Source organism: Mycobacterium sp. 20KCMC460, from assembly GCF_022179425.1.
Taxonomy (GTDB): Bacteria; Actinomycetota; Actinomycetes; order Mycobacteriales; family Mycobacteriaceae; genus Mycobacterium; species Mycobacterium kiyosense.
In genome coordinates, this window is record NZ_AP025524.1 from 482029 (window position 1) to 496056 (window position 14028).

At 66.8% G+C, this 14028-nt stretch carries 15 protein-coding genes; 11 read left to right on the forward strand and 4 right to left on the reverse strand.

Annotated features, from left to right (window positions below):
- Positions 1 to 46 precede the first annotated feature (46 nt).
- On the forward strand, positions 47 to 499 hold the full coding sequence (locus MKCMC460_RS02255; protein WP_309297863.1) for a YiiD C-terminal domain-containing protein: 453 nt from the start codon (positions 47 to 49) through the stop codon (positions 497 to 499).
- Positions 500 to 509: 10 nt separating this feature from the next.
- On the opposite strand, the gene MKCMC460_RS02260 is transcribed toward MKCMC460_RS02255, so the two are convergent.
- Positions 510 to 1415 (reverse strand): LysR family transcriptional regulator, encoded by a 906-nt coding sequence (locus tag MKCMC460_RS02260; RefSeq protein WP_236979612.1) that lies wholly within the window; start codon positions 1413 to 1415, stop codon positions 510 to 512.
- Positions 1416 to 1493: 78 nt separating this feature from the next.
- Here MKCMC460_RS02260 and MKCMC460_RS02265 point away from each other — a divergent pair, with 78 nt between their 5' ends.
- The 9 genes from MKCMC460_RS02265 to MKCMC460_RS02300 all read left to right on the forward strand — a co-directional run bounded on the left by MKCMC460_RS02265 (position 1494) and on the right by MKCMC460_RS02300 (position 10526).
- Positions 1494 to 3824 (forward strand): hypothetical protein, encoded by a 2331-nt coding sequence (locus tag MKCMC460_RS02265; protein WP_236979614.1) that lies wholly within the window; start codon positions 1494 to 1496, stop codon positions 3822 to 3824.
- On the forward strand, positions 3821 to 3910 hold the full coding sequence (locus tag MKCMC460_RS31665; protein ID WP_370653059.1) for a putative leader peptide: 90 nt from the start codon (positions 3821 to 3823) through the stop codon (positions 3908 to 3910). Before MKCMC460_RS02265 ends, MKCMC460_RS31665 begins: the two co-directional genes overlap by 4 nt.
- 76 nt (positions 3911 to 3986) lie before the next feature.
- Positions 3987 to 5012, forward strand: a complete 1026-nt coding sequence (locus MKCMC460_RS02270; RefSeq protein ID WP_236979621.1) for an ABC transporter substrate-binding protein — start codon at positions 3987 to 3989, stop codon at positions 5010 to 5012.
- A 56-nt stretch (positions 5013 to 5068) separates the two neighbouring features.
- Positions 5069 to 5803, forward strand: a complete 735-nt coding sequence (locus tag MKCMC460_RS02275; protein WP_309297864.1) for an ABC transporter ATP-binding protein — start codon at positions 5069 to 5071, stop codon at positions 5801 to 5803.
- Positions 5796 to 6641 (forward strand): ABC transporter permease, encoded by an 846-nt coding sequence (locus tag MKCMC460_RS02280; RefSeq protein WP_236979625.1) that lies wholly within the window; start codon positions 5796 to 5798, stop codon positions 6639 to 6641. Before MKCMC460_RS02275 ends, MKCMC460_RS02280 begins: the two co-directional genes overlap by 8 nt.
- Positions 6634 to 7740 (forward strand): metallophosphoesterase, encoded by a 1107-nt coding sequence (locus tag MKCMC460_RS02285; protein ID WP_236979627.1) that lies wholly within the window; start codon positions 6634 to 6636, stop codon positions 7738 to 7740. The genes MKCMC460_RS02280 and MKCMC460_RS02285 overlap by 8 nt, the downstream gene beginning before the upstream one ends.
- A 14-nt stretch (positions 7741 to 7754) precedes the next feature.
- Complete coding sequence (locus MKCMC460_RS02290) at positions 7755 to 8720, forward strand: 2-hydroxyacid dehydrogenase (protein ID WP_236979629.1); 966 nt, start codon at positions 7755 to 7757, stop codon at positions 8718 to 8720.
- Positions 8721 to 8784: 64 nt separating this feature from the next.
- Positions 8785 to 9774 (forward strand): methylenetetrahydrofolate reductase C-terminal domain-containing protein, encoded by a 990-nt coding sequence (locus MKCMC460_RS02295; RefSeq protein WP_255731132.1) that lies wholly within the window; start codon positions 8785 to 8787, stop codon positions 9772 to 9774.
- Positions 9771 to 10526 (forward strand): class I SAM-dependent methyltransferase, encoded by a 756-nt coding sequence (locus MKCMC460_RS02300; RefSeq protein WP_236979638.1) that lies wholly within the window; start codon positions 9771 to 9773, stop codon positions 10524 to 10526. Before MKCMC460_RS02295 ends, MKCMC460_RS02300 begins: the two co-directional genes overlap by 4 nt.
- Positions 10527 to 10529: 3 nt before the next feature.
- Here MKCMC460_RS02300 and MKCMC460_RS02305 read toward each other — a convergent pair whose 3' ends face one another.
- The 3 genes from MKCMC460_RS02305 to MKCMC460_RS02315 all read right to left on the reverse strand — a co-directional run bounded on the left by MKCMC460_RS02305 (position 10530) and on the right by MKCMC460_RS02315 (position 13076).
- Positions 10530 to 11354 (reverse strand): SHOCT domain-containing protein, encoded by an 825-nt coding sequence (locus tag MKCMC460_RS02305; RefSeq protein WP_238305277.1) that lies wholly within the window; start codon positions 11352 to 11354, stop codon positions 10530 to 10532.
- A gap of 87 nt (positions 11355 to 11441) precedes the next feature.
- Positions 11442 to 12653 carry a thiolase family protein gene (locus tag MKCMC460_RS02310; RefSeq protein WP_236979644.1) on the reverse strand — a complete coding sequence of 404 codons (1212 nt, stop codon included), beginning with the start codon at positions 12651 to 12653 and terminating at the stop codon, positions 11442 to 11444.
- Positions 12654 to 12680: 27 nt separating this feature from the next.
- The gene (locus MKCMC460_RS02315; RefSeq protein WP_236979652.1) at positions 12681 to 13076 is read right to left on the reverse strand and encodes a Zn-ribbon domain-containing OB-fold protein; all 396 of its coding nucleotides are present in this window, start codon (positions 13074 to 13076) and stop codon (positions 12681 to 12683) included.
- Positions 13077 to 13309: 233 nt separating this feature from the next.
- Between MKCMC460_RS02315 and MKCMC460_RS02320 the strand changes: the two genes are divergently transcribed.
- Positions 13310 to 14011 (forward strand): Crp/Fnr family transcriptional regulator, encoded by a 702-nt coding sequence (locus MKCMC460_RS02320; protein WP_236979654.1) that lies wholly within the window; start codon positions 13310 to 13312, stop codon positions 14009 to 14011.
- Positions 14012 to 14028: the final 17 nt, after the last annotated feature.

The following is a 14028-nucleotide window of genomic DNA, read 5'->3' on the forward strand; positions in this document are numbered from 1 at the left end:
ATGGTTGTGCGCTGCGGTGCCGCGGGCATGTGCGACGATCGCATGCGTGGCTGACACTGTCGTCGAGATGATGAACGCGGGTTTGGAATCGACCATTCCGATCGCCGCCCGAATGGGCTTGCGGGTGGTCGAGGCCCGGCGCGGTTTCGCCGCGGCCAGTGTTCCGGCGGAGGGCAACGGTAACCACTTCGGGGTGATATACGCCGGTGTCCAGTTCACCGTCGCCGAAATCCTCGGCGGCATCATCGCTTTGACGAGTTTCGACGCGAGCAAGTACTACCCGCTGGTGAAGAACGTCGACATCAAGTTCGTCGGCATGGCCACCAGCGAATTGCGCGCTGAAGCGACGATCGACGACGAGACGATCGCGCGGGTGGAGGCCGAGGCCGCCGATCGGGGCAAGGCCGATTACACCCTCGATGCGGTGGTCACCGACGCCGCGGGCAACGTCGTCGCCACCACCCACGGTCTGTATCAGCTTCGCGCACAACGTAATTGACGTCGGTTGGCTAGCGGGACGCGGTGCTGCCCAGGTGATCGTCCACGCACCGGATGAAGGCCTGGCAGGCGACCGAGCGGAGCTGAAGTTGCGGGGCCACCAGATGTACCTGGCGGTGCATGTCGGCGCCCGCCACCGGCCGCAGTGCCAATGCCGGATCGGCGCCCGCCCGACTGCGGGCCACCGATTCGGGTAGCAGGGCCACCCCCAGGCCGTTGCGGACGAATTGAATCACCTCGTCCACGCGGGTGACCTCGAAGGCCACTCGGCGGGGAACGCCGGCGAAGCCGCGATCCGTCTCGTGGCGAAGTCCGTACCCGGGCGGAAAATCGATGAACGGTAACCCGGCCAGATCGACCACAGCTACCGACGGATGGTTGGTCAGCGGGTGACGAGCGGGAAGCACCGCGACCAGAGATTCGCTGAACAGGTGAGTGAAGGTCAGCCGGTCGTGGGCCCGGGAAACGTTGGCGCCCACGATCGCCACGTCGAGTGTGCGCTCCCTGACCGCCTTCACCAGTACGTCGCTGCCCCCGCTGCGCAGCGTCACGCTCACGTCGGGGAAGCGGGCGTGAAAGTTCGCCATCAGCGCCGCCACATCGAGGCCCTCCGACGGAACCTCCATCATCCCGACGGTGAGTCGGCCGACAACTGTGCCGCGCAGCGCTTGCGCGTCGAACGTGATCTGGTCGATGCCGGCCACGACTCGATGCAGCAGCGGCAGCAGCGACTCGCCGGCGAGCGTGAGTGACACCGTCCGTGTCGTCCGCTCGAACAACTGCACGCCGAGTTCTTGCTCGAGGCGGCGCACCTGCTGACTGAGCGCGGACTGGACGACGAACATCTTCTCGGCCGCCTTGGTGAAGCTCTTGGCCTCCGCGAGAGCGACGGCGTACCGCAACTGTTGCAGATTCACAACTCATCACCACACATGATGAATCAGATCATATCTATTCGTTGGACTCCTAGGTGGCCGGTCGAGCAGGATGGGTCCATGTCAGGGCACGGCCGGGAAGTGGAGTTACGCGCGCAACACCCGTTGGCTGCCCACGATTGCTCCGTGGCAGCCGTGCGCGACGCAATCACGGCGGAGTTCGACACGTTGCCGTTTCTCGGCGAGCTGGAGTGTTCACATCAGCGGGTCGTCGCCGGTTCGGTCGCCGAGATCGTCTTCACCTACACCGTCGGACGTTCCGGAATCGCGGACAGCGGCTGGCTCAAGTTGTGTTTCCGCTACTACTCCGACTGGGATCTACAGACGTCCGAGCCCGACGGCCGCGATTACGCGTCGGCCCGGCTGGTGCACCGGTCACTGATCGGCGGGGCCTCGGCGGACGGAGCGGCCACCGTCCAGCAGTTGCAGACCCGCTACGACGTGAAGGGCGGGGAACGGCCGTTCCAGAAGTCGTTGCTGATTCATGCGGTCGACGGCTACCTGCGGCCGGGCGATGTAGTCGAAATCCGTTGGGGAGATCGCCGTTTCGGCGGCCCGGGCACCCGCGTGCAGACGTTCGTCGAAGACGCGTTCGAGGTGCAGCTCTTCGTCGATCCGCTGGGCACCTCACGCATGGCCCGCGCGGCGGTCAACCGGATCGCCGTCGTACCCGGCGAGCCCCATCACCTCGTCGTGCACGGTCCACGGTTGGTGCGCCGCGGCACGACGTCGGTCCAGCTGCACGCCCACCTGGAAGACCGGTGGGGCAATGCGTGCAACGGGATCGCCGCCACTGTGCGTGCCAGTCGGGACGGCACTCTGCTTGCCGACGGACCCACTGCGGCGACCGGCTGGGCCCGTGCTCGCCTTGAGATCCCCGCTGTCCCCGGCGTCGTCGAGGTCGTCGCCGAAACCGGGGACGCGGTGCTCAGCGAATCGACGAGGATCGACGTCGTCGACGACTTTCCCGGTTCGCGCGCGTACTTCTGCGACCTGCACGTGCATTCCAACGACACCGTCGGCACCCAGGACACCGACTGGAACCTCAGGTACGGACGCGATATCGGGGCGCTCGACGTGCTGGGCTATACCGCCAACGACTTCCAGATCACCGACGAGTCGTGGTTCGACGTGGTGGCCGCGTGCAGATCGGCTTCCCAGGACGGCACTTTCGTGTGCTTTCCCGGCGTCGAGTGGTGTGGAACCGCCGGCGCCGGTGGTGATCACAACGTTGTCTTCCTCGGCGAGGACACCACCTTGGCGCGCTCGCTGGAATGGCATCAAGGGATGACGGGCAACGCCCCCACTCCGCAAACCTGGCCGGTGACCGAGTTGTTCGCCGCCTACGAAAAGGACCCCGAGTCGTATCTGTTGATCCCGCACGTCGGCGGTCGTCGCGCCATCCTCGATTGGCATCACCCTGATTTGGAACGCCTCATCGAGGTCCATTCGACGTGGGGCAGCAGCCCCTGGTTCCTCCAGGACGCCCTGGCGCGAGGTCTTCGGCTCGGTGCCAGCGCGGCCAGTGACGAGCACCGCGGCAGGCCCGGTGGCGGTGCACCAGGAGCCAACATATTCGGCGGCTTCGGCGGCCTGACCGGCGTGCTGGCTCCCACGCTGACGGCGGGTGACGTCGGTCGTGGGCTGCGGGCGCGACGCACCTGGGCTACCACCGGTGTTCGGGCGGTCGGGCTGCTGCGCAGCGGGGGACACTGGATGGGCGACGAAATCCATTGTGACACTGATGAATTGACCGCCGGTTATGCGCTGTACGGCACCACGGGGTGGGACGAGCTGACACTGTACGACAGCACCGGAGCGGTGTGGCGCCGCGATTTCCACACCGAGGCAGGTTTGTCGGAAAACCTGGTCAGAATCCGCTGGGGGGGTGCTCGGCACCGCGACCGGTACCGGTGGGCGAGCTGGCACGGCGGCATCTCGATCGCGGGAACCGCCGTGCACGATATAACGCCTTGGGCCGCAACGCATCCCGAGCAGACCATCGAGGTTGCCGGGAATACCGCCGAATGGCGGACCATGACCTATGGTTCCGACATCGGCATCGTGGTCCGACTCGACGACCTGCGCCGCGCGCGTTTGCAACTGGAAACGACGGTAGTGGAGGACAACCTGACCGCAGGCGTCGAACTCAGTGGCGCCGACCTGATCGCCGAGGGATCTCGCGACCTGACGGTGGGCGGACTCAACCTGCGGATCCGTTTCGAACGTGTCGCCGAACCCACTTCGCTACCGGACACTGTCGTCGGCGAGCTGAAGCTGCAGCTTCCACTGGGCAACAGCGCCGTGTATGCGCACGCACGTCAATTCGACGGACATCAAGTGTGGACCAGTCCGTTGTTCGTGACCCGTGCCGGTGAGAAGGCGCGTTGATCCGGCGCACTCTGACCCGTCGGCTGCATATCGACCTGCAGCGTGTGACGTGCGCGGCCTGTACCGCGCCGACGCCGCGCAGCTGACCACTTTCCCCTCAGATCGCTTCGACCTGCCGAGCGGCGGCGCCACCGCCGATCTCCGCATCCCATTAGGAACCCCATGGCACACCATCGATTCATCATCAAGGCGCTGGCCGCCGCGGTCCTGCTGACCACGATCGGCCTCTCGGACGGATGCTCCCGCGCATCCAACTCCTCGTCCTCGGGCTTGCCGTTACGCCTGGGATATCTGACGCGGATCACGCACGCGTCCGCGCTGGTCGGCATCACCGACGGACTGTTCGCCACCGAACTCGGGCCCAAAGTCAAGCTCTCCACCCAGCCGTTCAGCCAGGGCACCGAGGAGGTGACTGCACTGCTGTCCGGACAGCTCGACGCGGCGTACATCGGGCCCAATCCCGTGTTCAACGCCTGGCAGCGATCCGGCGGCACGGCGATCAAGATCGTGTCCGGCGCGGCCAGCGGCGGCACGTCGATGGTCGTCAAGCCCGGCATCAACTCCGCTCAGGACCTGCGCGGCAGGACGGTCGCCGACCCCGCGCTCGGCGGAACCCAGGACGTCAGCCTGCGGGACTGGCTGGCAAGAAACGGTTTGAACGTCAATACCCAAGGCGGAGGGGATGTTTCGATCAAGCCGACCAGCCCCGAATCGGCCATAGTGCAGCAGTTCGTCTCCAACCAGATCGCCGGCGCCATCGACTCGGCACCGTTCGACGTGCAGCTGATCAAGGCCGGCGGGGTGCGACTGTGGTCGGATCCCAACACCATCACGGTGCTGGTGGTACGCCAAGACTTTCTGGCTGCGCACCCGGACGCCGTTGCCGCGCTACTGCGTGCGCAGGTGCAGGCCAACGACAGGATCGCGCGTGATCCGGCGGCGGCCGCGCGGTCGGCCAACACCGCGTTGACCCAATCGCTGGGCAAGGGGCTGGAGCCCGACGTGTTGACCGCGTCGTTCCAGGAGACGACGTTCACCAACGACCCGGGCATGGCCTCGCTGCGCGACCAGGTCAACAAAGCGGTGGCGATCGGCTTACTCAAGCCGCTGGACATCAACGGCTTGTTCGACCAGGGGCCACTCAACGCGGTGCTCGCCGCATCCGGCCGGCCCCAGGTCGCCACATGAACCGGCTCTCTCACCGCACCGGTCTGGCCGTGGTCGAGTCCGCATCCCCGCCCGCCGTGCAGTTGCTCGACGTCACCAAGGGATACCGAACGGGTTCATCGGCGACGCTGGCCCTCGATCGGATCTCACTGTTGGTGCGCAGCGGCGAATTCCTCTGTGTCGTCGGGGCATCCGGCTGCGGCAAGAGCACCCTGCTTTCGCTGATCGCTGGTCTGGACCAGCCGTCGGGCGGGCAGATCGCCACCCGGGGGCGCCGGGTGGCGCTGATGTTTCAGGAACCGGCGCTGTTTCCCTGGCTGACCGCGGCCGGCAATGTCGAGCTGGTGTTGCGCGCGCGCAATCAGCCACGCGCACAACGTAAACAACGAGTGGCGCAACTGCTGGCGACGGTGGGGCTCAGCGACTTCGCCAGGAGCCGACCGCATCAACTGTCCGGCGGGATGCGGCAGCGCGTTGCCCTGGCCCGCGCGCTGGCCCAGGACGCGGATGTGCTCTTGATGGACGAGCCGTTCGGAGCGTTGGATGCGCTGACCCGCGACCGGCTGCACGCGGAACTCGAACACATTGTCGCAGCAAGGGGTCTGACTGTTGTCTTCGTCACGCACAACGTTCGGGAGGCGGTGCGGCTGGCCGATCGGGTGGTGGTGCTCAGTGCAAGACCGGGGCGCATTGTGGCGGAGTTCGAGGTCCCGGTGACACGACCGCGCGAGATCAACACCGCAGCGGTCGCCGAACTCGCTGCACGAATCACCGCACGGCTTCGCGAGGAAGGAGAAAGCTCCGATGGTTGACGCGATGACGCGTGGACATGCCGCAGCGGTGTACGCGTTGCAGGGCAATTGGTTTCGCGGAATGATGTCGTCGCTGCGCGCTAAATTGCTTGCCGTCGCGCTGATTTTGGTGACGTGGCAGATCCTTTACCTCAGCGGCTGGAAATCGCCGGTCGTACTTCCCGGCCCGGCGGCGGTGGTGGCGAACCTGTGCCAGCAGGTGCAGGAACCCCTGCTGTGGCAGGCTGTCTGGACGACGCTGAACCGGGCGCTGCTCGGATTCGGCCTGGCCCTGCTGATCGGAGCAATTGCCGGAGCTCTGGTTGCACGAAATGGTCTGCTGCGGGCCGCGCTCGGCCCGATCATCACCGGCTTGCAGACCATGCCCGCGATCGCGTGGTTCCCCTTCGCCATCATCTTCTTCGGGCTGAACACGTCGGCGATCCTGTTCGTGATCGTCATCGGCGCGGCCCCCTCGGTCGCCATCGGCGTGATGGCCGGCGCCGATCACATCCCGCCGTTGCTGCTGCGTGCCGCCAAGACGATGGAACTGACCGGCGTCGCGCTGTACCGGCACGTGATCGTGCCCGCCTCACTGCCCATGTTCGTCAGCGGACTTCGACAAGGGTGGGCATTCGCGTGGCGCAGCCTGATGGCCGGTGAGCTGGTGGTGCTGGTGAGCAACACCGCCTCGATCGGCGTGCTGCTGGAGAATGCCCAGAACATGGCCGACATGCCGGCGGCGATCGCAATCATGATCGTCATCCTGCTGATCGGCATCGTGATGGATTCCGCCTTCGGCGCCGCCGACCGGCTGATCCGTCGCCGCTGGGGACTGCTGGTGACCGAGCATGGCTGACCCATTCCGGATCTGGGCGTTCGGCGATGCCCATGTGGGAACGGACAAGGCCCACGGCAGAGCGAGCTTGGCCGAGGCGATCTCGCAGTCCGAGTACGGCGGCAACGAAGGTGGGCCGCCGTTCGACTGGGACATCGCGATCGACGTCGGTGACATGTCGGGGGCGCATCATCAGCTACCCGACGATGCCGAAGGTCGGGAGTTGCGCAGGCAGTTCGCGGTCCTGCGGCGCCACCGCCGCGAGGACATCTACAGTGTGTGCGGCAACCACGACCGCAGCGGACTCGACGAACCCGAAGCCTGGTGGTGGCGCAAATGGGTGGATCCATTGGGCGAGCACACCGAATTTTCCGGGGTCGACCCGCGGGCGCGACGCTACCCCGTCCAGGGTGCCTGGCAGCACTACTCGTTTCGCGTCGGCAATCTGCTGTTTCTGATGCTCAGCGACCGCAACGAACCCACCCAGACCGTTGGACGCGGAACTCTGGGCGGCAATCCCGGCGGCGTGGTCAGCGGCGAGACGTTCCGTTGGTGGAAGCGCATGGTGCTGACCAATCCCGACGCGATCGTCGTCACCGTGCACCACTACGTCCTGAAGGACACCACGGTCGCGTCCGGCGAATGGGAAGGAGTGCGCAAGGGACCCGAGGGACGGTGGCGCGAGCACTACCACCGCCCTTTCGAGCAGGGCACCCCACAGGGGGCCTCGTATCTGTATTGGGTTGACAGCCGGCCGGATTCCGGGGTGTTCGAGCGTTTTCTCGCCGAACACCCAGGCCGGGTGGCGTTATGGATCGCCGGACACACCCATACCAATCCCGACGACGACTTCGGTGGCAAGACCCACATCGAACGGCGTTGGGGGACCTGGTTTGTCAACGCGGCTTCGCTGAGCCGCCACCACATGCCGATCACCACGCTGCCGTTGAGCAGACGGTTGACCTTTGTCCCCGGAAGTCGTGAGGTGCGCATCCAGTGCTATCTGCACACCAGCCAGTACGCTCCGCAGGGGTGGTATCCGAAGGCGGAGAAGACCGTCACGCTCAGCACCGAATTCGCCGGACCCGTCGCCGAACCCGTCGCAGGTGCACTGCGCTGAGTCATGATTGACCCGTGCCGGTACGGAAGCTGCGTGACGTCCTGGGTGTCGGTGACTTCGAGCGAACCTTCGAAACGGAGTTGGCCGCACGGTATGAAATCGTGAGGCTGCCCGGCGGAGAACACCGGGCCGCGTATCTGGCCGAGCATGGCCCCGGCGTTCGCGTCGCGCTGACTTCCGGTCCCCCGGGCCTGGATGCCGACACCATGGCCGCGCTGCCCGATCTCGAGGTGATCGTCAACAACGGCGCCGGGGTGGATGCCATCGATCTGGAGGCGGCTCGCCGCCTCGGCATCGGCGTGAGCAACACCCCAGACGTGCTGTCCGACACCGTCGCCGATACCGCGCTGGGCCTGATCCTGATGGCGCTGCGCCGGTTCGGTGCCGCCGACCGGTACGTGCGGGCGGGCCGTTGGGCCGCCGAGGGCCCCTTCCCGTACGCGCGGGACGTCAGCGGGGTCCGAATCGGAATCCTCGGCCTGGGCCGTATCGGCTCGGCCATCGCGACCAGGCTGGCCGGATTCGGTTGCGCCATCGGGTATCACAATCGCCATCGGATCGACGGGTCGGCGTACCGGTATGCCGATTCCCCGGCGCAGTTGGCGCAGTGGGCCGACGTGCTGGTGGTTGCCACCACCGGCGGTCACGGCAACCGCAACCTGGTGGACCGCGCCGTCCTGGACGCGTTGGGCCCCGAGGGCTACCTGGTCAACATCGCCCGCGGCAGCGTCGTCGACGAGGACGCGTTGGTGGAACGGCTGACCAGCGGCCGACTGGCCGGCGCCGGACTCGACGTCTTCGCCGACGAACCCAACGTGCCGCCCGAATTGCTCGACTTGGACAACGTGGTGCTGTTTCCGCACATCGGTAGCGCCACCGCAGAGACCCGGAAAGCGATGGCACTGCTGGCAATCCGCAACCTGGACAGCTACCTGGAAACCGGTGAGCTGGTGACGCCGGTGCTACCGCCACGTCGGTGAGCACGCTTGCCCGAGCCCATCTATGGGTACCCGCCGGGCGAGAACGGATTCGCGGAGGGACGAGATGTCGATATCGGCGGACTGTCCGAAGCGAATGACATTCGGACCCTGCGGCGGCGTGCGACCCGACGGCCAATGCGAAATGCGGGCTGGCGACTGCGCATTCGAGGACGTGGTGCCGTGGACGGGCCCGGTGCCGCGCGCCCGACGCCGTGCGGACGCGGTGCGTGCCCCGTTGATTCTCACCGATTTCAGTTGCACCCCGTTCGATCGCGACGACATCGCCGCGACCGCCGCGCTGCTGGCGCCCGCGTGCGACGCGGTGCTGGTCGGGGAGCATCAGAACAAACCGGATTTTCCGCCGACCCTGATGGGCTCTTTGCTGCTCGACGCCGGCGTGTCTCCGTGGATCACTTTGTCCTGCCGCGATCGCAACCGAGTGGTCCTCGAGCAGGAGCTGAAAGGGTTGCGCAGCATCGGGGTTGACACGGTGCTGTGCGTGACCGGCGACGGACGCGGCTACGACGTACGACCGGACGTCACCCAGACATTCGATCTCGACGGGCCGCGGTTGGTTGCGCTGGCCGCCTCGGTCGGCATGATCGCCGCGGTGCCCGAGACGCCGACGGCTCCGCCCGTTCCGCAGCGACCGGCCCGGCTGGTGCACAAGCAGCGGGCCGGAGCCGACGTGGCGGTGCTCAACCATGTTCCGTACCCGGACATGATCGCCGAGTTCATGAAGTCGGCCCGCTCGGCGGGGCTGTCGATTCCAGTGATCGCGGCCGTGGCGGTGTTCACCGACAGCGTTTCAGCGGCCGTGTTGGAAGGCCTGCCCGGCCTGCGGCTCGACCAATCGGTGACCAGGCAGGTGCTCAACGCCGCCGATCCGGTGGCCGCGGGAATCGCCGCCGCGGTCGAGGAGGCGCGGGCACTGTTGGCCATCGAGGGTGTCGAGGGCGTCAACGTTTCCGGGTTGGCGTCGTCGTCGGGTGCCCGGGTGGGCGCCGAGATCAAGGCGGAGGTCGGCAGGCGAATCAGGGAGGAGGTGGCGTGACCGAGGCGATGGCGGCCGAGTTCGACACGGTCGCGGAATGGACAGCGCAGGTGGCGGTGGATCTCGGACCCGACCACTACGTGCCCGCGGGTTGCCGGGGAAGCGGGAGTCCCGCCGCACTAAATTGGCTGCTCGAGCACATGCGGCTGCCTGCGGACGGGATGCTGCTGGACTCCGGCGCGGGGGTGGGAGGACCCGCGGCCTACGCCGCGCGTGCCCGCTCGCTGCGCCCCGTGCTCGTCGAACCGGAAGCCGGAGCCTGCCGCGCGGCCAAGCGGCTGTTCGGCTACCCGGTGGTGCGCGCCTCCGGATCGGCGCTGCCGATGGCCGACTCGAGCGTGGATGCCGCCTGGTCGCTGGGGGTGCTGTGTACGACGGCCGATCAACTCGATTTCCTCGTCGAGTTGCGCCGCGTGGTCCGGCCGGCCGGGCCGATTGGATTGCTCACCTTCGTCGCCCGCCGGGAATTGCCGGATGGGCAACTCGACGGCAACTACTTTCCGACCGCAGACCGGCTGCGCGAACTCGCCGACAACGCTTCGCTGCGCATCGAGCAATGGCTGACCACGGCGGACCTGCCCGCCATTCCCGACGGCTGGAACGACCGCGTCGACACCGTCACCAGTGTGCTCGGCGAGCGGTACGGGCATACCGAAGCGTGGCAGCTCGCCGAGCGGCAGAGCTCGGCGATCGGCGGGCTGCTCGAAGACGGGTCCCTGACCGGCGAACTGCTGGTGCTGCGTCGCCGGTGAGTGTCACAGCCGACCGAGCAGTTCGGCTTTCTTCGCGGCGAACTCCTCGTCGGACAGGATTCCCCGTTGGTGCAGCCCGGCGAGGGATTCGATCGCCGCGACGATGGCGCCGGGATCGGTGCCCGACGCGGTCGCGGGGGACTGCTGCGGTGGCGCGGTTTGGGGCGCCGGGGCGGGGGAGGCGTGCCGGGGAGCCGCCGGGGCGGCATGGGCCGCCTGGGCGGCGGGGGCAGCGGGGGCAGCCGTCGGCGTCTCGGCCACCTGCTGCGCACCGAGTTCACGCAGACTCGACACGTCGAAGGTGCCGAATTGGCTGGTGAACTGCACCGTGCCGGTGCCACGCCCCTGCTGTTGTTGCACACCGGTGATCTGGTGGTCACCAGTGTCGAAAACCCTTACCGCGCCGTTGATTTGGATGGCCAGACGCCTGGTGTTCGGGAACACCGCGTACCTGGTGTCGTTCTGCCCGCCGGCCGAACTGGGCACGCCCAGGTCCGCCGGCCACCAGTTCGACGAGGTGAACCCGGCCTGGGCGCCCGTGGCTGAGCCACGAAACACGGTGGTGGTGGCGATCAGCTGGGACAGCTCGTTGCACAGCGCGTCGACGCGCGCTTTGAGCGCGTTGTCGAACATGTTGCCCACCATCGTCATCCCGCCCCGCATCCACTGCCCGGTCCCGCCGAGCTCGGGGATGGAGAACTGTGCCATGGTGCCGCCGCCGGTGTGGATGGCGAACAGCATGGCCAGCACCGCTTCGCGGGACAGTCCGTGGCGCTGGGCGATCTCGGTGATGGCGCTTTCGGCTTCCGGGGTGACCGTTGCCTGCATAATCGTGAATCTTTCGTCTTCGTGCGTGGTCGGGGATTCGCTGTGAAGCCTAGATACCCATTTCGCTGACCGCACACGCCACCGAACTCAGACGGCTGATTTCTCCAGCACATGGACGCCGCAGGCCGAGCCGAGGCCGATCACGTGGGCCAGTCCGACCTTGGCGTTCTCGATCTGGCGGTCGCCGGCCTCACCACGCAGGTGGTGACAAACCTCCCAGATGTTGGCGATACCGGTAGCCGCGATCGGGTGACCTTTGGACTGCAGACCACCGGAGACGTTCACCGGCGTCGAGCCGTCGCGCCAGGTGGCGCCGGACTCGAAAAACGCTGCGGCGCCACCCTCTTCGCACAACATCAGGTTGTCGTAGTGCACCAGCTCGGCGGTGGCGAAGCAGTCGTGCAACTCCACCAGGTCCAAGTCCTCGGGGCCGATACCGGCCTGTTCGTAGGCGGTTTTGGCGGCGTTGCGGGTCAGCGTGTTGACGTTGGGCAGCACCTGGCAGCCCGGTTCGTAGGGGTCGGTGGTCAGCACCGACGCGGACACCTTCACCGCGCGGCGGCGCTGTTCGAGCGACAGCGACTTCAGCGTCTCCCCGTTGCACACGATCGCGGCCGCGGCGCCGTCGCAGTTGGCCGAGCACATCGCCCGGGTGTTCGGATAGGCGATCATCACGTCGTTCATGATCTGCTCGAGGGTGAACCGTTTCTGGTATGCCGCAAGCGGATTCAGCGTCGAGTGGGCGTGGTTCTTCTCGCTGATCCTGGCGAACAGTTCGAAACTGGTGCCGCCGTACTTGTGGCCGTACTCGGTGCCGATCTGGGCGAACACCCCGGGCATCGCCTCGGTGCCGATCCGCCCGTCCACGGGTGCGACCGCGCCATAACGGCCCTTGGGCGCCCAAACGTCGGAGTCTGCCTTTTTCGCCCCGCCCGCGCCGAGCAGGCCGGCGCCGGAGAGCTTCTCCACGCCGACGGCCATGCCGTAGGTGACCTCGCCGGCTTTGACGGCCATGATGGCGGTCCGCAGCGCGGTCGCCCCCGTCGCGCACGCGTTGGCCACGTTGTACACCGGGATGCCGGTCTGGCCTATCTGTTTCTGCAGCTGTTGACCGATCCCGGCGTTGGCCGCCATCAGGTTGCCGGCCGCCAGCACGCCGATGTCGGCCATGGTCAGGCCGGCATCGGCGAGCGCCCCGGTGGCGGCCTGTGCCGCAAGGTCGACGGTGTCCAGATCCGGGTGCTTTCCGAACTTGGTCATCGTGATTCCGAGGATCCAGATTTCGTCGCTGGCGCCCATCATCGCTCCTTCGTCAGATGTCGAGATCTATGCGGGCTCGAACCCGAAGCCGATCGCCTCGGTGCCCGCGGAATCGGTGCCGACCGGATAGGTGGTCAGGCGCACCTTCATCCCGTCGCGGACATGCTGGGGATCGGGTTCGACGTTCACCAGGTTGGCGCGGACCTGCGTCCCGTCGCAGTCCACGACGGACGCGACGAAGGGCGTGGGGATCCCCGGGGCGGCGAAGGTGACGATGGTGAAAGTCCGTACCGTGCCCTCGGTTGCGACCGGGACGGTCTTGAACTCGTTCTTGAAGCAGCCGGCGCAGGCATTGCGGCGGTCGAAGTACCGGGCGCCACAGCCGGCGCATTCCTGTGCGACGAGATGAGGCTCGCCCTCGTCGAGCACCAGATAGTCGACCAGCGGGATTTGTGTAGCCATGAAAACCTCCGTCAACGTCCCGGGTCGACCGTGCCGGTCATTCGCCCGAATGCAGCGTACAAATCGTTGCGACCAGCGATACCGGCGCCCCGGGACGCCACTCCGACGCGACTGGACGAATTGCATAAAGCGTCTAGTCATGCTGTATAATCAGCGGGAATCGCGTGTGTGGCGCGGACCAGTCGCGACGATCCGTGGGATCCGAACGCTTACCGGAACGCGAGAGGCTGGGGATGGATGACAACGTGGCACGGGCCGGCGTCTTCCACGGGATCGACCGTGATGTCCTGGCTGAACTCGACAAATCGCTGCCGTGGGTGACGTTCGCCCGGCGACAGACGATCTTCGTGGAAGGTCAGGCGGGCGACTGCCTGTACATCATCGCCGAGGGCAAGGTGAAGATCGGCTGCAAGGGCCGCGACGGCCGTCAGACCCTCATCACCCTGCTGGGCCCGTCGGACATGCTCGGTGAACTGTCGATCTTCGACCCGGCGCCGCGATCCTCCACCGCCGTAGCCCTGACCCGGGTGCGCGCCGTCGTCATGGCGGGCGACACGCTACGGGCGTGGGTCGGGGAGCGTCCGGAGATCGCCGACCAACTGCTGCGACTGCTGGCCCGCCGGATACGGCGAACCAACGATATCGTCTCGGATCTGGTCTTCAACGACGTACCGGGGCGGGTGGCGCAGCAATTGCTGTTGCTGACAAAGCGATTCGGTGTCCGCGCCGGAACTTCCTGGCGGGTCGACCACGGGCTGTCCCAGGAGGAGATCGCCCAGCTGGCCGGCACATCACGCGAGACGGCGAACAAGGCCCTGACGGATTTCGTCGAGTCGGGTTGGATCACGATCGAGAGCAAGTCCGTCCTGATCCACGATTTCGAGCAACTGGCCGCCCGGGCGAGCAGCACCGTCTCGCCGGTGCGCGGTGCTTGAGGCGAACCGGGCGAGCG